Origin of the sequence: Mesorhizobium sp. ES1-6, from assembly GCF_020164775.1 — a bacterium.
Classification (GTDB): domain Bacteria; phylum Pseudomonadota; class Alphaproteobacteria; order Rhizobiales; family Rhizobiaceae; genus Mesorhizobium.
In genome coordinates this window covers 539,682-558,415 of record NZ_JAIUGU010000002.1, presented here as the reverse complement: position 1 = coordinate 558,415, position 18,734 = coordinate 539,682, and the positions used below count along the sequence as shown (strand labels likewise).

The 18,734-nt window shown below is 64.3% G+C and carries 16 protein-coding genes; 13 read left to right on the top strand and 3 right to left on the bottom strand.

Annotated features, from left to right (window positions below; genetic code table 11):
* Nucleotides 1–54: 54 nt before the first annotated feature.
* The 12 genes from LB564_RS07350 to LB564_RS07295 all read left to right on the top strand — a co-directional run bounded on the left by LB564_RS07350 (nt 55) and on the right by LB564_RS07295 (nt 11,891).
* Nucleotides 55–1,899: a DNA polymerase III subunit gamma/tau gene (locus LB564_RS07350; RefSeq protein WP_224536205.1), complete on the top strand. Its 1,845-nt coding sequence runs from the start codon at nt 55–57 to the stop codon at nt 1,897–1,899.
* A gap of 31 nt (nt 1,900–1,930) precedes the next feature.
* On the top strand, nt 1,931–2,254 hold the full coding sequence (locus LB564_RS07345) for a YbaB/EbfC family nucleoid-associated protein (RefSeq protein ID WP_224536203.1): 324 nt from the start codon (nt 1,931–1,933) through the stop codon (nt 2,252–2,254).
* Nucleotides 2,255–2,268: 14 nt separating this feature from the next.
* Nucleotides 2,269–2,676 (top strand): hypothetical protein, encoded by a 408-nt coding sequence (locus LB564_RS07340; RefSeq protein WP_140706316.1) that lies wholly within the window; start codon nt 2,269–2,271, stop codon nt 2,674–2,676.
* A 231-nt stretch (nt 2,677–2,907) separates the two neighbouring features.
* Entirely contained in the window at nt 2,908–3,915 is a 1,008-nt protein-coding gene (locus LB564_RS07335; RefSeq protein WP_224536201.1) for a cell wall hydrolase, read from the top strand.
* Nucleotides 3,916–4,004: 89 nt separating this feature from the next.
* Nucleotides 4,005–4,610: a recombination mediator RecR gene (recR, locus tag LB564_RS07330; protein ID WP_224536200.1), complete on the top strand. Its 606-nt coding sequence runs from the start codon at nt 4,005–4,007 to the stop codon at nt 4,608–4,610.
* Between the two features lie 35 nt (nt 4,611–4,645).
* Nucleotides 4,646–5,920, top strand: a complete 1,275-nt coding sequence (locus LB564_RS07325) for a lytic murein transglycosylase (protein WP_224536697.1) — start codon at nt 4,646–4,648, stop codon at nt 5,918–5,920.
* Nucleotides 5,921–6,305: 385 nt separating this feature from the next.
* Nucleotides 6,306–7,949 carry an ABC transporter substrate-binding protein gene (locus LB564_RS07320; RefSeq protein WP_140706311.1) on the top strand — a complete coding sequence of 548 codons (1,644 nt, stop codon included), beginning with the start codon at nt 6,306–6,308 and terminating at the stop codon, nt 7,947–7,949.
* Nucleotides 7,950–7,967: 18 nt separating this feature from the next.
* Entirely contained in the window at nt 7,968–9,029 is a 1,062-nt protein-coding gene (locus LB564_RS07315) for an ABC transporter permease (protein ID WP_140706309.1), read from the top strand.
* Nucleotides 9,026–9,946: a nickel transporter permease gene (gene nikC, locus LB564_RS07310; RefSeq protein ID WP_140706308.1), complete on the top strand. Its 921-nt coding sequence runs from the start codon at nt 9,026–9,028 to the stop codon at nt 9,944–9,946. The genes LB564_RS07315 and nikC overlap by 4 nt, the downstream gene beginning before the upstream one ends.
* On the top strand, nt 9,943–10,788 hold the full coding sequence (locus LB564_RS07305) for an ABC transporter ATP-binding protein (protein WP_140706306.1): 846 nt from the start codon (nt 9,943–9,945) through the stop codon (nt 10,786–10,788). The genes nikC and LB564_RS07305 overlap by 4 nt, the downstream gene beginning before the upstream one ends.
* Nucleotides 10,785–11,534, top strand: a complete 750-nt coding sequence (locus LB564_RS07300) for an ABC transporter ATP-binding protein (RefSeq protein ID WP_140706304.1) — start codon at nt 10,785–10,787, stop codon at nt 11,532–11,534. The genes LB564_RS07305 and LB564_RS07300 overlap by 4 nt, the downstream gene beginning before the upstream one ends.
* Before the next feature lie 42 nt (nt 11,535–11,576).
* Nucleotides 11,577–11,891 carry a hypothetical protein gene (locus LB564_RS07295; protein WP_140706302.1) on the top strand — a complete coding sequence of 105 codons (315 nt, stop codon included), beginning with the start codon at nt 11,577–11,579 and terminating at the stop codon, nt 11,889–11,891.
* A gap of 11 nt (nt 11,892–11,902) precedes the next feature.
* Here the strand turns inward: LB564_RS07295 and LB564_RS07290 are convergent, their stop codons facing one another.
* The 3 genes from LB564_RS07290 to LB564_RS07280 are packed head-to-tail and all read right to left on the bottom strand — an operon-like array spanning nt 11,903 to nt 17,213.
* Entirely contained in the window at nt 11,903–15,001 is a 3,099-nt protein-coding gene (locus tag LB564_RS07290; RefSeq protein WP_140706300.1) for an efflux RND transporter permease subunit, read from the bottom strand.
* The gene (locus LB564_RS07285) at nt 14,998–16,077 is read right to left on the bottom strand and encodes an efflux RND transporter periplasmic adaptor subunit (RefSeq protein ID WP_224536198.1); all 1,080 of its coding nucleotides are present in this window, start codon (nt 16,075–16,077) and stop codon (nt 14,998–15,000) included. The genes LB564_RS07290 and LB564_RS07285 overlap by 4 nt, the downstream gene beginning before the upstream one ends.
* Nucleotides 16,074–17,213 carry an efflux RND transporter periplasmic adaptor subunit gene (locus tag LB564_RS07280; RefSeq protein ID WP_140706296.1) on the bottom strand — a complete coding sequence of 380 codons (1,140 nt, stop codon included), beginning with the start codon at nt 17,211–17,213 and terminating at the stop codon, nt 16,074–16,076. The genes LB564_RS07285 and LB564_RS07280 overlap by 4 nt, the downstream gene beginning before the upstream one ends.
* Nucleotides 17,214–17,455: 242 nt before the next feature.
* On the opposite strand from LB564_RS07280, the gene LB564_RS07275 reads away from it, so the two are divergent.
* Entirely contained in the window at nt 17,456–18,733 is a 1,278-nt protein-coding gene (locus tag LB564_RS07275; protein WP_140706599.1) for a 4-aminobutyrate--2-oxoglutarate transaminase, read from the top strand.
* Nucleotide 18,734: the final 1 nt, after the last annotated feature.

The window sequence follows — 18,734 nt, the reverse complement described above, 5'->3', positions numbered from 1 at the left end:
CTATGCGCAGGAATCGGCGCCTTTGGGCGCGGCCTTTTGGAGCTTAACGGGCGAATGAGCGAAGCCGGAAATTCGGGACCGAAAAGCCTGGAGCATGGCAAGGCCGGCGCCTATCGGGTGCTGGCGCGCAAATACCGTCCGTCGAATTTCTCCGAGTTGGTCGGCCAGGAGCCGATGGTGCGCACCCTCACCAACGCCTTCGCCACCGGCCGTATTGCCCAGGCCTGGATGCTGACCGGCGTGCGCGGTGTCGGCAAGACCACAACCGCGCGCATCCTGGCGCGGGCCCTGAACTACAAGACCGCCGATACCGATCAGCCATCGGTCGATCTCGCCGTGCTCGGCGAGCATTGCCAGGCGATCATGGAAGGCCGCCATGTCGACGTCATCGAGATGGACGCCGCCTCGCACACCGGCATCGACGACATAAGGGACATTATCGAGCGCGTTCGCTATGCGCCGGTCTCTGCCCGCTACAAGGTCTACATCATCGACGAAGTGCACATGCTGTCGACGCAGGCCTTCAACGGCCTGCTGAAGACGCTGGAAGAGCCGCCGCCGCACGTCAAGTTCATCTTCGCCACCACCGAAATCCGCAAGGTTCCGATCACCGTCCTGTCGCGCTGCCAGCGTTTCGACCTGAGGCGCATCGACGCCGGCGCGCTGGTCGCGCATCTCACCTCGATCGCCGGCAAGGAAGGTATTTCGGTCGACGACGACGCGCTGGCGATGATCGCGCGCGCGGCTGAAGGCTCCGCCCGCGATTCGCTCTCCATCCTCGACCAGGCGATCGCCCACGGCGCCGGCTCCGTCAGCGCCGAGGCCGTGCGCGCCATGCTGGGCCTTGCCGACCGCGCCCGCATCGTCGACCTGTTCGAATATGTCATGAAGGGCGATGTGGCGGCGGCACTCGCCGAATTCCGCGCCCAATACGACACCGGCGCCGATCCGGCCGCCGTGCTCACCGATCTGGCCGAGTTCAACCATCTCGTCACCCGGCTGCGTTTCGTGCCGACCGCCATGGACGATGCCTCGCTGTCGCAGGACGAGCGCCAGCGTGGCGCCGATTTCGCCAGCGCGCTGTCGGTCCGCGTGCTGTCGCGGACCTGGCAGATGCTGCTCAAGGGCATTCCCGAGGTACAGTCCTCCAACCGGCCGGTCAGTGCCGCCGAAATGGTGCTGATCCGGCTGGCCCACGCCGCCGACCTGCCGACATTGGACGAGGCGCTGAGATCGCTGGAGAGTGGGGCCGCGGCAACCGGCGCCACGCCGCGCCCGAATGGTGCGCCCGTGAATCCCGGCCCCGTGAGCCCCGGCAATGGCGGTGCTGGCGGCAATGGCGCCAGCGCCGTGGCGCAGGCGCGCATGCCTAGCGGCTCGGGCGGCGCGCAGACCATGCGGCTGGTCGAGGCCACGCCCGCGCCTGTCGCCTTCGTCGCGCCTCCGCAGCCGGCGCCGGAGACGCAAGCCGTACCGCTGAAATCGCTGGCCGACATCGTTGCCCTTGCCGACGCCAAGCGCGACATCGCCTTCAAGGTCCTGATCAAGAGCTGTATCCGTCTGGTGCGCATCGAGCCCGGCCGCATCGACGTCGGCCTGACCGATGACGCGCCCAAGATGCTGCTCAACGACCTGACGACCAAACTGCGCGCCTGGACCGGCCGCAGCTGGCTGGTGTCGCTGTCTAAGGAAGAGGGCGGCCAGACGCTGGCCGAAATGGAATCGACGAAGCGTGAAAACGCCTTTCTCGATGCCAGGAACGACCCGACGGTCGCCGCCATCCTGGCGCGCTTTCCCGGCGCCAAGATCATCGATGTGCGCATACCCGAGACACCGGATGCCGACACGACCGAGGCCGAAATGCCGGTCGAGCCGCCGTCCGATGACGACGAACCCTGATATCCAGCACTAATCCGCAAAGGATCGGACCATGAAAGATCTTCTCGGCCTGATGGGCAAGGCGAAGGAAATGCAGGCCAAGTTCCAGGCCATGCAGGACGAGATCGCCACGGTCGAAGCCTCAGGCCAGGCCGGCGGCGGTCTGGTCAATGTCACGCTGAGCGGAAAGTTCGACATGAAGTCGCTGAAGATCGACCCGTCCCTGTTCAAGGAAGACGAGGTCGAAATCCTCGAGGATTTGATCCTTGCCGCCCACAATGACGCCAAGGCCAAGGTCGAGCAGATCATGCAGGAAAAGACCAAGGCGCTGACATCGGGCCTGCCCATACCGCCGGGAATGAAACTGCCGTTCTAGCGTTCGGTGCGCTTATGGCCGACGAGCCCTCCGAAAGACTGATCGAGCAGCGCATACGCAACAGGATCTACGAGATTCTGGAGATCCTGGCCGATTGCGATGCGGGTGTCGATCTCGTCGGCATCAAGGGCTACTTCAACCTGTTCGAGGATTTCGTGCACCGCCCGTCGATCGAGGCCGGCACGTCGGCGCTTTCGAAGGACGAGCGCGCGATCGTGCTGGAAATCGCCGAATTCCTGGAGGCGGCCTCCGAAACCAATCCTGACTTCACCAAGGCCGAGTTCATCGACAGCGACTGGCCAGGCAAGATCGCGCCGATGGCAAGGGAGGCGCGCGCATTGTTCCTTAGACGTGGCCTGTTTTCGGAAAAGGTTGAAGAGCTCGACCCTGGTCAGCCGGCACCAATCGCGGCTGGGCGGTAGGCCTGTTCCAAAAAAGGCGTCGTGCGGATTTCCGTAGGGGAATTGCGGCGAAACAAAGAGAGAGCGGTCATCAACTGTGTGAAACGGCCGGCCGAACTATCTGGAAAGCCTCAATTTTGTGGCAATTTGGCAACAGTACGTGGTTAATAACGTTTTGGCCATCATTTTGCCCGAAAGTGTCTCATTCTTGCCGCAGCCTGGGGGCGGGCATCGAAGTGAGAGGGTTACCTGTTGATTGCCATGCGATGGAAGACGCCGCTGTTGCTCGGCGTCGTCACGTCTCCCCTTTTCTTGGCCGCTTGCAGCCAGACCACCTCGCACGGCATGTCCGTCGCCAGCCTGACCGACGCCATCACGCCGAGTTTCCTGAGTTCGCGCGCCTATAGCCACACGCCGAAGGACAGGGAATGTCTGGAACGGGCGATGTTCTTCGAATCCAACCGGTCGAGCCGCGACGGCATGATCGCCGTCGGCACGGTGGTGATGAACCGGCTGCGCTCCGGCAATCATGGCAGCACCATCTGCGAAGTCGTGGGTGAGCCCGGGCAGTTCGCGCCAGGCGTCATGACCAGATCGATGAATTCGCGCGCGATGCCCGATGTCGAGGAGGCCGCCGACGCGGTGCTCAAGGGCGAGCGCAAGGCCAAGCTCAAGAACACGATGTATTTCCACACCGCGGGCCTCCGCTTTCCCTACAAGAACATGCACTACACAATGGTTGCCGGCGGCAACGCCTTCTACGAGAAGCGCGGCCGCAACTGGCAGCCGCTTCCCGATGAGCCGATGGTTGCCTCGGCCGAGCAGCCGGCTGCGTTGCCGGGAGTATCCGCGACGCGTGTCGCTTCCGCCGAGCCCGTATCCGTAGCCAAGACTTCCGGTCGCACCGCTCCAGCCCAGCAGGTCTACATGACCGCCGCGGCGGAGCCGGTACGTCCCGGCAAGGCCGCCCGCACCGCTCCGGCCGAGCAGACCTATGTGACGGCAGCCGCGGCGCCGACGGCAAAGTCGGCGCGGGTTTCGGCGAAGCCGGTGGAAGTTGCCATGCAGGAGCCGATGGAAGAACCGGATGCCGCCCGTTTCGGCGGAACCCTGAACAGCGGAACCTCGAACAAAAGGGTCATCTCCTCGGTTGAGGGCGCGCCGCAGGAAGCGGCGATGGGCTTCCAGTCGACGCCCGAGAACACCGACGCCATCGGCGCGATGATCGTCAGCCAGGGTCGTCCGCTCGAAACCAATTGATCCGCACATCGATAGCGGCGTGTCAGTATGGCTTATCCGCACCGATGCGGGATGTTTCAAAGCGCTCTGAAAAATCCTAGATCAGAGCGATGTCCAAGCGAATCGCCGGTCCCGAGATCGAACGCCTGATCCAACTCCTGGCCAAGGTGCCGGGACTTGGCCCCCGTTCGGCGCGGCGCGCGGCACTGCATCTGATCAAGAAGAAGGAACAGTTGCTGTCGCCGCTGGCCGCCGCCATGGGCGAGGCCGCCGACAAGGTGCGCATCTGTTCCACCTGCGGCAATGTCGACACCTCAGACCCGTGCATGATCTGCACCGACCCACGTCGCGATCCCGCCACCCTGATCATCGTCGAGGACGTCTCGGATCTCTGGGCACTGGAGCGCGCGGCGGCAATGAATGTGCGCTACCACGTGCTTGGCGGCACGCTGTCGCCGCTCGATGGCATTGGCCCCGACCAGCTCAACATCCGCTCGCTGATCGACCGCATCGCCGGCGGTGAGGTGAAGGAGGTCATCCTTGCCGTCAACGCAACCGTCGAGGGCCAGACCACCGCGCACTACCTGACGGACCAGATCTCCGGCTTCGAGGTCAAGATAACGCGGCTGGCGCATGGCGTGCCGGTTGGCGGCGAACTCGACTATCTGGACGAAGGCACGCTGGCCGCGGCACTGCGCTCGCGGACGGCGTTTTGACACGATTGGTGGGGAGGATGCGCCCAATGATCGAAATGCATCCTTCGAAGCGGGTGGGGCACGCCACGCGCGGCTTTCGCAAGTTCAGCCTTGCATTCTTCCTTGCCGCGCTCTTTGCCCTGATCGCCTTGCCCGCCTCCGCCGCCAAGATCGACGACCAATTCCGCGCCTGGCTGCAAACCGACCTTTGGCCCGAAGCCAAGGCGAAGGGCATCTCCAAGGCGACCTTCGACGCCGCGTTCAACGGCGTGAAGCCGAACCTCAAACTCCCCGACCTTGTCATGCCCGGCGAGAAGCCGAAGACACCGCGGAAGCAGCACCAGGCCGAGTTCGGTTCGCCCGGCGCCTATTTCGCCGAGAAGACGGTTCGCGCGGTGACATCGGGCGGACGCACCCGCGAAGCCGCCAATGCCAAGACGCTTGCCGCGATCGAAAAGCGCTATGGCGTGCCGGGCGAGATCCTTCTGGCGATCTGGGGCCGCGAGACCGGCTTCGGCGCGGCGAAGATGCCCTACGATGCCTTCGAAGTGCTGGGCACCAAGGCTTTCATGTCGACGAAAAAGGATTTCTTCCGCACCGAACTCCTGGCGGCGCTGGAAATCGTGCAGCGCGGGCTGGCCCCGGTCGGTGCGATGAAGTCGTCCTGGGCCGGTGCGCTCGGCCAGCCGCAATTCATGCCGACCTCCTTCCTCAAGAATGCCGTCGATTTCGACGGCGACGGCCGCGCCGACATCTGGACCTCGACGCCTGACGTGCTCGCCTCGATCGCCAACTACCTCGTCCACTATGGTTGGGTCAGGGGACGCGGCTGGGGTTTCGAGGTAACTGTGCCCGAGAGTGTGACCTGTTCGCTGGAGGGTCCGGACCAGGGCAAAAAGATTTCGCAATGGGCCGCCATGGGCATCGAACGCGTCGGCGGCAAGCCGTTCCCGGCCAGCGAGCTGAAGGCGGAAGGGTTCCTGCTGATGCCTGCCGGGCGCAGTGGGCCGGCTTTCATCGCCACCCCCAATTTCTACGTGCTGAAGGAATACAACACCAGCGACCTCTATGCGCTGTTCATCGGCCATGGTGCCGACCGCATCGCCCATGGCGATCAGACTTTTTCCGGCGGTTGGGGGCCTGTCGGGGATCTCCACCGCTCCGACATCGCCGCCCTGCAGCGGGCCCTGGAGGCCAAGGGCTACGATGTCGGCAGCGCCGACGGCCTGCCCGGCTTCAAGACCCGCCGCTCGATCGGCAAATGGCAGGAAAAGAATGGTCAGGCTGCAACCTGCTTCCCCGACGCCGGCCTCGTTGCGGCGCTGAAATAACTCCGAAATTTAGAGAAATTCCAGGTAAAGTGTGTAACGGTTTTCCCGGGAGAAGCGCGTAGCGCTTCCCCTTGGGAATTGCGTGGAAACAAACATCTAGAGCGGGTCGGAGATTCCATCAAACGCTGAACCGCTCTAGCGGATTTTCTCGATCGATGCCCTCGATTGCCCGGCATATGCGTCGACACGCCGCCCGCCATTCTGGTCCAATGCACCGTCGCCTAAATGCTCGTTGCCCACCAACAGGCCGCCGGATATGCTGTTGACCAATTGGACAAAAACCACGACGGTAAGGGGTCGAGGGCTGCCATAGGCTCCGAAAAGAACACCGCAATCCTGAGCCGGGAACTCAGGTCAACAAACAACAAAACAGGGAACAATCATCATGATGATGGAAAAGCTCGCTCTACGATCCCGCATCTTGCTTGCTGGCGCCGCCATGTCGGCGCTGCTTCTGGCCGGCGCCCCGGCTGGCGCGGTCACCCCCGCCGACACGCTGGTCGAAGGTTTTGCCATCGACGACATCATCTCGATGGATCCGGGCGAGGCGTTCGAGCTGTCGACCGCCGAGGTCACCGGCAACACCTACGACCTTCTTGTCCGCCTCGACCTCAGCGACACCTCCAAGGTCAAGGGCGATCTCGCCGACAGCTGGACTGTCTCGGACGACGGCCTGACCTATACGTTCAAGCTCAAGCCGGGCCTGAAATTCGCTTCCGGCAATCCGATCACGGCGGCCGACGTCGCCTGGTCCTTCGAGCGCGCGGTCAAGCTGGACAAGAGCCCGGCCTTCATCATCAGCCAGTTCGGCATCAGCGGCGACAACGTCACCGAGAAGGCCAAGGCGGTTGACGACACCACCTTCCAGTTCATCGTCGACAAGGCCTATGCGCCGAGCTTCGTGCTGAACTGCCTGTCGGCGACTGTCGCCTCGGTGGTCGACGCCAAGCTGGTCAAGGAACATGTCGCGGCGGTCACGCCGAGCGCCGACTACAAATGGGACAACGACTTCGGCAACGCCTGGCTGAAAACGGGCTATGCCGGCTCGGGCGCCTACAAGCTGCGCGAATGGCGGGCCAACGAAGCCGTCGTCATGGAGCGCAACGACAATTACTACGGCGAGAAGGCCAAGCTCGCCCGCGTCATCTACCGCAACATGAAGGAAAGCTCGGCGCAGCGCCTGGCACTCGAAGCCGGCGACATCGACGTTGCCCGCAACCTCGAACCGAACGACCTCGACGCCATCGCCAAGAACGCCGACCTCACCACCACCAGCGCGCCGAAAGGCACCGTCTACTATATCAGCCTCAACCAGAAGAACCCGAACCTCGCCAAACCCGAGGTCCGTCAGGCCTTCAAATACCTAGTCGACTATGATGCCTTGAGCACGACCATCCTCAAGGGCATCGGCGAAATCCACCAGACCTTCCTGCCCAAAGGCGTGCTGGGTGAACTGGACGAAAACCCGTTCAAGCTCGACGTCGCCAAGGCCAAGGAATTGCTGGCCAAGGCCGGCCTGCCCGACGGCTTCAGCGTCACCATGGACGTGCGCACCGGCCAGCCGACCACCGGCATGGCGGAATCGATCCAGCAGACGCTCGGCCAGGCCGGCATCAAGCTGGAAATCATCCCTGGTGACGGCAAGCAGACGCTGACCAAATACCGCGCCCGCAACCACGACATCTATATCGGCCAGTGGGGCCAGGATTATTTCGATCCGAACTCCAATGCCCAGACCTTTGCCTCCAACCCGGACAATTCGGATGCGGGCAAGACCAAGACCTTGGCATGGCGCAATGCCTGGGACATTCCGGACCTGACCAAGCAGACGGAAGCGGCGCTGCTGGAGAAGGATTCGGGCAAGCGCGCGGATATGTACAAGGATCTCGAGAAGAAGATTCTCGACACCAGCCCCTTCGTCGTCATCCACCAGCAGCTGGAAGTCGCCGGCCTGCGCAAGAACCTCAAGGGTTTCGCGCTTGGCCCGAGCTTCGACACCAACTTCGTCGGGCCGGTCTCGAAAGAGTAGCGTCCGCGGACGCGCCGCATGAGCGCTGTTGAAAACGAAGGCGGGCGCGGCAGCGCCCGCGCCGTCGCCATTGCGTCGGCGATTGGCCGCTTCCTGGTCATCGCGGTGACGACCTATCTCGGTCTTCTCGCCGTCACCTTTTTCATTGGCCGCGTCATCCCGATCGACCCGGTGCTGGCGGTGCTGGGCGACCGGGCGCCGGCCAATGTCGTCGAGCGCACGCGCCGCGAGATGGGTCTCGACCTGCCGTTGATCGAGCAGTTCTATATCTATGTGAAACATGCGCTGAGCGGCGATTTCGGCACTTCGGTGCTGACCACCAATCCGGTCATGACCGATATCAGGCGCGCCCTTCCGGCAACCACGGAACTGGCGACATTGGGGACGCTGATCGGCGCGCTGTTTGGCGTACCGCTCGGCGTTCTGGCCGCCGTCCGGCGCGGCAGCCTGATTGACCAGATCGTGCGCATCATCGGCCTGATCGGCTATTCCGTGCCGATCTTCTGGCTGGGTCTGCTGGCCCTGGTGCTGTTCTACGCCAAACTGCAATGGGTGGCTTTCCCGGCACGGCTCGACGTCGTCTACGAATACACCTTCACGCCGATCACCGGTTTTTATCTGCTGGACTCCGCGATGCAGGGGCAGTGGGACGTCTTTTACGACGCCTTCCGGCACATCATCCTGCCGGCCTCGCTGCTCGGCTATTTCTCGCTCGCCTATATCAGCCGCATGACGCGCTCGTTCATGCTCAACGAATTGGCGCAGGAATACATCGTCGCCGCGCGCGCCAAGGGCCTGTCGGAAACCCGCATCATCTGGGGCCACGCGCTGCGCAATGCCGCCGTGCCGATGGTGACGGTGATCGCGCTCTCCTATGCCGGCTTGCTCGAAGGCTCGGTGCTGACCGAGACCGTGTTTTCGTGGCCGGGCATCGGCCTCTACATCACCAACTCGCTGCAGAATGCCGACATGAACGCGGTTCTCGGCGGCACCATCGTCATCGGCTCGGTGTTCATCGCCATCAACCTTCTGTCCGACCTGCTCTACCGTGTGCTCGATCCGAGGACGAAGACAGGATGAGCGCCGACGCCGTCCAGAGCCGTCGTGACTGGCTCCTCAGCGAGCGGCCGGCCTCGCGCATGCAGGCGAGGCTCGGTCGCGCTTATGTCGCGTGGCGGCGTTTTTCCGCCAATCGTCTGGCCTTTGTCGGCCTGCTGATCATCATCGCGCTGCTGCTCGTCGCCGCCCTTGCCCATGTGCTGGCGCCGTATTCGCCGACCTTTGGCGACCTGAAGAATGCGCGGCTGCTGGCGCCGAGCGCGCAGCACTGGTTCGGCACCGACGATCTCGGCCGGGACATCTATTCGCGCATCCTCTACGGCTCGCGCTGGACGCTTTATGTGGTTATCCTGGTCGCTGTCATCGCCGCCCCCATCGGCCTGCTGGTCGGCACTGTCGCCGGTTATGCCGGCGGCTGGACCGATGCCATCCTGATGCGCATCACGGACATCTTCCTTGCCTTCCCAAAGCTGGTGCTGGCGCTGGCCTTCGTCGCCGCCCTTGGCCCCGGCATCGAGAACGCGGTGCTCGCCATCGCCATCACCTCCTGGCCACCCTATGCGCGCATCGCTCGCGCCGAGACGCTCACGGTGCGCAACTCCGACTACATCAAGGCCGTACAGCTGATGGGCGCCTCGCCCTTCCGCATCGTGCTGCGCCACATCATGCCGCTCTGCATCTCCTCGCTGATCATCCGCGTGACGCTCGACATGGCCGGCATCATCCTCACCGCCGCCGGTCTCGGGTTCCTCGGCCTCGGCGCGCAGCCGCCGCTGCCCGAATGGGGCACCATGATCGCGTCGGGCCGCCGCTTCATCCTCGACCAGTGGTGGGTGGCCGGTGCGCCTGGCTTTGCCATCCTCATCGTCAGCCTCGGCTTCAACCTGCTCGGCGACGGCCTGCGCGACGCGCTCGATCCCCGGAGCGGCGACCAATGAGCGGCCAGGCGGGGACACTGCTTGAGGTGGACGATCTGCGCGTCACCTTCCCGACCCGCACCGGCATGATCGAGGCGGTGCGCGGCGTCTCCTTTTCGCTCGGCCGCGAGCGGCTGGGGATCGTCGGCGAGTCCGGCTCGGGCAAGTCGCAGACCGGCCGCGCCATCATGGGCCTGACGCCGCCGCAGGCCAGGATATCGGCACAAAAATTGGCCTTCGACGGCATCGACCTGCTCGGCATTTCGCCGCGTCAACGTCGGGCGTTGCGGGGCAACCGCATCGCCATGATCCTGCAGGATCCGAAATACTCGCTCGACCCGGTGATGAGCATCGGCCGTCAGATCGTCGAGACGCTGCGCACGCACGAAAAGGTCGGCAAGGCCGAGGCGCGAGAACGCGCGCTGGCCATGCTGGAGGCGGTGCAGATCCGCGATCCCGAACGCGTCTTCGACCTGCATCCGCACGAAGTGTCCGGCGGCATGGGCCAGCGCGCCATGATCGCCATGATGCTGATCGCCGGGCCGGAAATGATGATCGCCGACGAGCCGACCTCGGCGCTCGACGTCACCGTACAGCTCGACGTGCTCGGCATCCTCGACCGGCTGGTCAGTGAGCGCGGCATGGGACTGATCTTCATCTCGCACGACCTGCGCCTGGTTTCCTCCTTCTGCGACCGCGTCATCGTCATGTATGCCGGCAAGGTGGTCGAGCAGCTCAAGGCCTCGGAATTGGGTCAGGCCCAGCATCCCTACACGCGCGGCCTGCTCAACTGCATGCCCAAGATCGGCGCCGACCGTCACCCGCTGCCGGTGCTCGACCGCAAGCCGGAGTGGGCGGCATGACATCAGCGATCACCGTCGACAGGCTGGAGGTCATCTTCGACCGTTTTCGCGCGCTGAAGGGCGTCAGCCTCGATGTGCAGCCGGGCGAATCCTTTGGCCTGGTCGGTGAATCCGGTTCCGGCAAATCGACATTGCTGCGGGCCATCGCCGGCCTCGCGCCGGTCGCCTCCGGCAGCATCGCCGTCAACGGCAAGACGCTCGGCGCGCGCCGCGACAAGGCCTTTTACCGCGAAGTGCAGATGGTCTTCCAGGATCCTTACGGCTCGCTGCATCCGCGCCAGACCGTCGACCGCCTGCTGCAGGAGCCGCTTGCTATTCACGGTTTTGCCGATGGCGAGAGGCGGATCGAACGCGCGCTCGACGAGGTCGGCCTCGGCAACGGTTTTCGCTTCCGTTACGCGCACCAATTGTCGGGCGGTCAGCGCCAGCGCGTGGCGATCGCGCGCGCGCTGATCCTCGAACCCTCGATCCTGCTGCTCGACGAGCCGACCTCGGCGCTCGATGCCTCGGTGCAGGCGGAAGTGCTCAACCTGCTGGAAGAGATTCGCCGACGGCGCAAGCTGACCTTCCTGATGGTCAGCCACGACCTCGCCATCATCACCCATATGTGCGAGCGGCTGATGGTGATGCAAGGCGGCGAGGCAGTTGAAAATCTGGTGGCCAACGATCTGGTCGAGCGCCGTGTGACAAAGGATTATACGCGCAACCTGCTGCGGGCCAGCGATGGGTTTGTCAGAACCGCTTGAATTTTCCTGTACGCGAAACCAGCCGTTTATTGAGGAGCTCCCGTGGAGAAATGGACGTTTCCGGACCCTCCCAACGTCGCGGTGTTTCTAGATAGGGGCATAGTTACCCGCGGCGACTGGATCGCATATGTCTCGCATGACGATGATGATGGCGCTTGGCAATTCCACACCAGCGAAACTGGGCCTGTTGACGAAGGCGACGCAATGATCGTCAGCTTGCAAAGCGTTTTGCGGCGGGATGAAAGTCTTCTGGCCTTGGCGGATTTGCCGGAAGGCTGGCACGCCTGGCGCACCTCGAAATCATCGCCATGGCAGCGCGCCAAGTCGCGCCCGGCATCCTCCAACGACAATGAATGATCCGGCACGCCTCAGGTCTGAACTTGCACCGGTTCGCCGGTCTCCAGGACGGGTGGCTCGGCTTGGTCCTTCGGCTCCTTGATGCGGAACCAAGTCACATATAGCGCCGGCAGGAACAGCAGCGTGATCGCCGTGCCGGCGATGATGCCGCCCATCATGGCGTAGGCCATCGGCCCCCAGAACACTTCGCGCGCGATAGGGATCAGCGCGAGACTCGCGGCGGCCGCCGTCAGCGCGATCGGCCGCATGCGATGTTCGGTCGCTTCGATGACGGCAGCCCAGCGATCCCTGCCTTCGGCGGCAAGATCCTCGATCTGCACGATCAGGATGACCGAGTTGCGGATCAATATGCCGATCAGCGCCAGCACGCCGAGAATGGCGACGAAGCCGAGCGGCGCGCCGCTTGGCACCAGCGCCGCCACCACGCCGATCAGCCCGAGCGGCGCCACCGCCACCACGAGGAACAGGCGCTGGAAACTCTGCAACTGCACCATCAGGATGGTGGCCATGACGAACAGCATCAGCGGCACCACGGCGGCGATCGGCCCCTGGCTCTTGGCGCTTTCCTCGACCGAGCCGGCGGTCTCGACCGAATAGCCGGGCGGCAGCTTGGCGACGAAGGTGTCGACCGATGGTTTCAGCTCGTTGACGACGGTCGCCGGCAGCACGTCGCCAACCAGGCCGGCGCGCACGGTGATGGTCGGGATGCGGTCGCGCCGCCACACCGTCGGCTGTTCCAGATCGTAGCGGAAGTTGGCGACCGCCGCGAGCGGGATCGCCTCGCCGGTGCTGGTCGGCAGCTGCATGTTCTGCAATGTCTCGATCGAGCCGCGTTCGGCCTCGCGCGAGCGGGCCACCACATTGATCAGGTATGTCGCGTCGCGCACCTGTGTGATGGTCGCGCCGCCGACCGTGCTGTTCAGCGCGCTGGCGATGTCGGAGGAGGTGATGCCGAGCTGCCGCGCCTTGTCCTGCAGCACGTCGACCCTCAGCACGCGCTGCGGTTCGTTCCAGTCGAAGGTGGGGGCGGCAAGCTTGGGATTGGACGAGATGAGGCCAGCGAATTGCTGCGCCAGTTCCCGCACGGTCTGGATATCGGGGCCGCTGACGCGGTATTGCACCGGACGCCCGACCGGTGGCCCAAGCTCGAGCGGCTTGACGAAGGCGTCGGTGCCGACGAACTCCGCGCGCAGCAGCTTCTCCAGCGCCGGTTTCACCCGGTTGCGCGCCTCGATGCTCTTGGTGACGATCACCGTCTGGCCGAAATAGGGATTGGCCGGCTGCACGTCATAGGCCAGCACGAAGCGCACCGCGCCCTGGCCGATATAGGAGGAAAAGTGGTCGATGTCGGGATTGCCGACCAGCGCGCGTTGTTCGAAGCGCTCCATCTGGTCGCGCGTCTCGGTGATCGACGAGTTCTGCGGCAGGTTCCAGTCGATGATCAGCTCCGGCCGGTCGGAAGGCGGGAAGAATTGCTGCTGCACCAGGCCGAAGCCGGCGATCGAGCCAGCGAACAGGAGCACGGTCACGATGATCGTCAGCCAGTGATGGCGCACCGAGCCGACAAGCACGCGCCGAAACAGCGACGTGAAGCGGCCCGGCTGGTCGTGATGCTTGGTCTTCATCGTCGCCGGCAGGATGGTCACGCCAAGCAGCGGCGCGAACAGCACCGCCACGATCCATGACACCAGCAGCGACACCGCGATGACGACGAACAGGGTGAATGTGTATTCGCCGGCAGCGCTCGAGTTTAGCCCGATCGGGATGAAGCCCGCGACCGTCACCAGCGTTCCGGTCAGCATCGGAAAGGCGGTCGAGGTGTAGACATAGGTCGCCGCCTTGCGCAGGCTGTCGCCAACCTCCAGACGCGCCACCATCATCTCGACGGCGATCATCGCGTCATCGACCAACAGCCCGAGCGCGATGATCAGCGCGCCGAGCGAGATGCGCTGCAGCGATATGCCGAGATATTCCATGACCGTGAAGGTGATGGCCAGCACCAGCGGGATCGACAGGGCGACGACGAAGCCGGCGCGCATGCCGAGGCTGATGAAGGAGACGGCAAGCACGATCGTAACCGCCTCGAACAGCGCGCGCGTAAAGCCTGAGACGGCCTCCTCGACGATGACAGGCTGGTCGGCGACCAGATGCACGCCGACGCCGACCGGCAGATCGGCCAGCACCTTGTTCATCTCCTCATGCAGCGCTTCGCCGAATTTGAGCAGATTGGCGTTGGGCTTCATGCCGATGGCAAGCCCGATCGCGTCTTGGCCGTTGAAGCGGAACAGCGCCGTCGGCGGGTCGGCATAACCGCGCGTGATCGTCGCCACGTCGCTCAAGCGGAAGAACCGATCGTTGACGCGCAGATTGATGGCCCGCAGGCTCTCCTCGGAGGTGAACTGGCCGCCGACGCGCACGCTGATGCGCTCCGGCCCCGACTGGATGACGCCGGACGGCGTGATCGCGTTTTGCGCCTGCAGGCTGGCCACGATCGCCTGCTGGTTCAGGCCAAGCGCCGCGATCTGGCGGGTCGAGAATTCGAGATAGATCGCCTCGTCCTGCGCGCCGACCAGATCGACCTTGCCGGCATTGGGCACGGTCAGGATCTTGGTTCTGACATCCTCGACATAGTCGCGCAATTGGCGTGGCGTCAGCCCATCCGATGTGAAGGCATAGATGTTGCCGTAGACATCGCCGAAGCGGTCGTTGAAGAACGGTCCCTGCACGCCTTGCGGAAACTGCGCCTTGATGTCGTTGACCATGTTGCGCACCTGAAGCCAGTTCGGCACGACATCGCGCGCCTTGGTGGTGTCCTTCAGGTTGACGAAAATGACCGTCTGGCCGGCGGTTGTAACCGACTTGGTGTAGTCGAGGCTGTCGAGTTCCTCGAGCTTCTTCTCGATGCGGTCGGTGACCTGCTGCACCGTCTCCTTGACCGAGGCGCCCGGCCAGTTGGCCTGGATGATCATCGTCTTGATGGTGAAGTTGGGGTCTTCCTCGCGGCCGAGATTGAGATAGGAGAAGATGCCAGCCACCACGAAGACCAGCATGAAATACCAGACCAGCGAACGGTGGTTGAGCGCCCAGTCCGAGAGGTTGAAGCCCTTCATGAGGCCCCTCCTTCGGGCACTTTGACCTTCTGGCCTTCGACGAGGCTGTGGACGCCGGCGGTGACGACGCGCGTGCCGGCCTCGAGCCCTTCAGCCACGGTGAAGGTGCCGCCGTTTTTCGACGCGACCTTGATCTCTTTCGCGCTCACGCTCGATGTCCGCGGGTCGACGATCCACACCTTGTCGGCGCCGTCCTTTTCGAGCAGCGCCGACATCGGCAGTTCGATCGTCGGCGTCACCTTGGTCATCCGGGTCGCCGTCACCGTCGAGCCGAGCCTGAACGCCTGCGGCGGGTCGGTGAGCGTCAGCTTGACGCGCCGCGTGCGGGTCGAACCCTCGGACTGGGGCGCGATCTCGCGCAGCTTGGCCTCGGTCTGGATCGTCGGCAGCGACTGCAGGATGACCTGGAACGGCGTGCCGGCCGAGAGATCGCCGGTCAACTGGTCGGGAATGTCGACCACCGCCTCGCGCAAGTCCGAGCGCGCCACGGTCACGACCGTCTGCCCGGGCGAGACCGTCTGGCCGACCTCGGCGCCGACGGCGGTAACGACGCCGTCGAAATCGGAGAATAGTCTGGCATAGCCGAGCTGTTCCTGCGATTTGGCCAGCGAGGCCTTGGCCCGCTCGACACTGGCTTCGGCGGCTTTGCGTGCCTGCTGCGCGGCGTCGAAGACCGACTGCGACGTATTGGCCGAGGCCAGCAACTGGCGCTGACGCTCCTCGCTTGCGGCGGCATTGGCGAATTGCGCCTGCGCATTGGAGAGTTCCGCCTTGGCCGCCTGGACGGCCAGCTCCAGAGCGGTCGGATCGAGTGCCGCGATGGTCGTGCCCTTGCTGACGATGTCGCCGACCTTGACGTCGCGCGAGACGACGCGGCCGAGCAGGCGGAAGGCAAGATCGGCACTGACCTGCGGCTCGACCGAGCCGGCAAAGCCGAAAGTCTGCGTGGTGCGCGGCTCGATCACCACCGACAGCACCGGCCGGATGATCTCCGGCGGCTTCTCGTCCGGTTTCGAACAGGCTGCGAGCAGGCCAAGCGCGGCAAGGCCAAGCAGGATGGCTGGCAATCGCTTCATTGCGCCGCCCCCGATATCTCGATGGTCTGTCCGGGGCTGAGCAACTGTCCGCCCGATGTAACGACGCTCTGGCCCTCGTCCAATCCCTTGGCGATCGCCACCGTGCCCGAATCGAACGCCAGCACCTCGACCGGGGCCATCGTCACCGCCTTGGTCGATGGGTCGACGATCCACACCGCGGGTTTGCCGGCGCTGGAGGTCAGTGCCTGCCATGGCAACAGGATCGCCTTCGCCGGCTTGGCGCTGACCGAGCCGATGACGGCCGCTCCCAGAGGCATGCCAGCGGGCGTGTCGGGAATGGCGACCTTCACCCTGATCGAGCCCGAAGCCGGGTCGACCGCCGGCGAGATCTCGCGCACCTTGCCCGTTGCCTTGACCTGCGGGTCGGACAACAGCGTGATCGTCACCGCGGGAGAAGCCGGCGTTTTGGCAACCAGCGTCTCCTGCACATTGAACACCGCGTCGCGGTCGCCGTCCTCGGCGACGGTGAAGACGGTCTGCGCCGCCTGCACCACCTGGCCGGCTTCGACCTGGCGGGCGGTGATGACCCCCGCGGCGCCGGCCTTGAGCTCGGTGAAGGACAGGTTCTGCTGGGCATTGGCGAGCGCGCTCCGCGCGGCATCGACGCTGCCTTGCGCGACCTTCAGCGCCTGGTCGGCGGTGTCATAATCGCGCCTGGTGGTGAAGCCCTGGGCAAGCAGCGTCTTTTGTCGCTCGAAAGTGGCCGCGGCCTGGGTCAATTGCGCCTGCGCGGCATCGAGATCGGCCTGTGCGGAGCGCAAATCGGACTCCTGCTCCTGCGGATCGATGCGGGCAAGTACCGTCCCTTGATCGATATGCTGGCCGACATCGACAAGCCGCTCCGCGACGCGGCCACCGACCCGGAACGACAGATTGTTCAGCGTACGCGCCGCGATCACTCCGGTCAGCGAGGTTCTCGGCGCATAATCCGACATCGTCGCCGTCTCGGTGCGCACCATGATCGGCAGCTTTTTCTCTTCCGCCTGTTGTTGTTTCTGGCAACCGGACAGCAGCATCAGGACTGTACAGGCGACGACGGAAACGGCTGGAAAAGACAAAAGACCGACGGTTTCGACGGATGGCGGCGAGACGGACGATGTCGCGTTCCTGCTCATGGTTCCCCTCGGCCGCGTGAAGGTCGCTGAGCGCGATCCCTCGCGGATATCAGAAGGATAGTCGATCCCGAAAAAAAGGAAACCGGTCTCGTACGCGTATCGCCAGGCTGGTTAAGTCAGGCCCAATCGACCCGGTGATGGTGCCGGCTTGAGGAAAATCTGAAATAAGGCCAGAAGGGAACTCAACGGCATCAAACAGAACGGGCCCCATCTCGATGAGGGATGGCCCGGTGAGGGACATGATGAAGAACTCCGCCATTTCCGAACGCAAGAACCAGTCGATCTCGCGCGGCGTCGGCATGACCACGCAGATATATGCCGATCGGGCCGAGAATTCGGAGATCTGGGACGTCGAGGGCCGCCGCTACATCGATTTCTCCTCCGGCATCGCCGTCGTCAACACCGGCCACCGCCATCCCCGGGTGATCGAGGCAGTCAAGGCGCAGCTCGACCGTTTCACCCATACCTGCCACCAGGTCGTGCCCTATGAAAGCTATGTCAGGTTGGCCGAACGGCTGAACGCCATGCTGCCCGGCAAGTTCGAGAAGAAGACCATCTTCGTCACCACCGGCGCTGAAGCCGTCGAGAACGCCATCAAGATCGCCCGCAACGCCACCGGCCGTCCGGCTGTCATCGCCTTTGCCGGCGGCTTCCATGGCCGCACCTTCATGGGCATGGCGCTGACCGGCAAGGTCGTGCCCTACAAGGTCGGCTTCGGCGCCATGCCGGGCGACGTCTACCACGCGCCGTTCCCGGTGCCGCTGCATGGCGTGTCGGTGGCCGATTCACTGGCCGCGCTCGACCGGCTGTTCAAGGCCGATGTCGATCCGGCCCGCGTCGCCGCCATCATCGTCGAGCCGGTGCAGGGCGAGGGCGGTTTCTACGAGGCGCCGCGCGAATTCCTGACCGCGCTACGCAAGCTCTGCGACCAGCATGGCATGCTGCTGATCGCCGATGAGGTGCAGACCGGCTTTGCCCGCACCGGCAAGATGTTCGCCATGGACCACCACGAGGTGGCTGCCGACATCACCACCATGGCCAAGAGCCTGGCCGGCGGCTTCCCGTTGTCGGCGGTCACCGGCCGCGCCGAGATCATGGATGCGCCTGGCCCTGGTGGCCTCGGCGGCACCTATGGCGGCAGCCCGATCGGCGTGGCCGCGGCGCACGCCGTGCTCGACGTCATCGAGGACGAGAAGCTCTGTGATCGCGCCAACACACTGGGCGCGCGGCTGAAGCAGCGCCTGCAGTCGATCCGCGACGACGTGCCCGAGATCGTCGACATCAGGGGCCTCGGCTTCATGAACGCGGTCGAGTTCAACGACGTCAAGAAGGGGCTGCCCTCGGCCGAGATCGCCAACGCCATCCGGCTGAAGGCGCTCGACAAGGGCCTGATCCTGCTGACCTGCGGCGTCCACGGCAACGTCATCCGTTTCCTGGCCCCGATCACCATTCAGGACGAAGTGATGAACGAAGCGCTCGACATACTGGAAAGCTCGATCCGAGAGGTGTGCGCGGCCTGAG

Coding starts and splice junctions, on each gene's coding strand:
- LB564_RS07300 (WP_140706304.1), top strand. CDS start 10,785: ATGACATCAGCGATCACCGTCGACAGGCTGGAGGTCATCTTCGACCGT.
- LB564_RS07305 (WP_140706306.1), top strand. CDS start 9,943: ATGAGCGGCCAGGCGGGGACACTGCTTGAGGTGGACGATCTGCGCGTC.
- LB564_RS07325 (WP_224536697.1), top strand. CDS start 4,646: ATGCATCCTTCGAAGCGGGTGGGGCACGCCACGCGCGGCTTTCGCAAG.
- LB564_RS07280 (WP_140706296.1), bottom strand. CDS start 17,213: ATGAGCAGGAACGCGACATCGTCCGTCTCGCCGCCATCCGTCGAAACC.
- LB564_RS07290 (WP_140706300.1), bottom strand. CDS start 15,001: ATGAAGGGCTTCAACCTCTCGGACTGGGCGCTCAACCACCGTTCGCTG.
- LB564_RS07345 (WP_224536203.1), top strand. CDS start 1,931: ATGAAAGATCTTCTCGGCCTGATGGGCAAGGCGAAGGAAATGCAGGCC.
- LB564_RS07350 (WP_224536205.1), top strand. CDS start 55: ATGAGCGAAGCCGGAAATTCGGGACCGAAAAGCCTGGAGCATGGCAAG.
- LB564_RS07275 (WP_140706599.1), top strand. CDS start 17,456: ATGAAGAACTCCGCCATTTCCGAACGCAAGAACCAGTCGATCTCGCGC.
- recR (WP_224536200.1), top strand. CDS start 4,005: ATGTCCAAGCGAATCGCCGGTCCCGAGATCGAACGCCTGATCCAACTC.
- LB564_RS07340 (WP_140706316.1), top strand. CDS start 2,269: ATGGCCGACGAGCCCTCCGAAAGACTGATCGAGCAGCGCATACGCAAC.
- LB564_RS07315 (WP_140706309.1), top strand. CDS start 7,968: ATGAGCGCTGTTGAAAACGAAGGCGGGCGCGGCAGCGCCCGCGCCGTC.
- LB564_RS07320 (WP_140706311.1), top strand. CDS start 6,306: ATGATGATGGAAAAGCTCGCTCTACGATCCCGCATCTTGCTTGCTGGC.
- nikC (WP_140706308.1), top strand. CDS start 9,026: ATGAGCGCCGACGCCGTCCAGAGCCGTCGTGACTGGCTCCTCAGCGAG.
- LB564_RS07285 (WP_224536198.1), bottom strand. CDS start 16,077: ATGAAGCGATTGCCAGCCATCCTGCTTGGCCTTGCCGCGCTTGGCCTG.